This window comes from Mesorhizobium sp. GbtcB19, from assembly GCF_019091085.1.
GTDB lineage: Bacteria > Pseudomonadota > Alphaproteobacteria > Rhizobiales > Rhizobiaceae > Mesorhizobium.
The window spans coordinates 1-233 of the sequence record NZ_JAGXJY010000572.1 but is presented as its reverse complement, the minus strand read 5'-3'; the positions used below and the strand labels follow the sequence as shown (position 1 = coordinate 233).

The 233-nt window shown below is 66.1% G+C and carries 1 pseudogene; it reads left to right on the top strand.

Features of this window, described 5'->3' with window-relative positions:
* Positions 1–233 (top strand): annotated as a pseudogene (locus tag KVT37_RS33085) (BAX inhibitor (BI)-1/YccA family protein); the annotation flags it as partial.

Here is a 233-nt window from a genome sequence, read left to right as displayed (position 1 = left end):
CGCTTGGGGCGCGTTCCAACTCGCCAACACGGGCGACGGCCAGCTGACCGGCTTCGGCCAGCCCATCTATGCAAGCGCGTACCGCTGGGTCGTCATCCTGGCTCCGCTCGCCACCGTGATGTTCCTGTCGTTCCGCATCCAGTCGATGAGCGTGCGGGCGGCGCAGACCACGTTCTGGGTCTATGCCGGCCTAGTCGGCCTGTCGCTGTCGACGATCTACCTCGTCTACACCG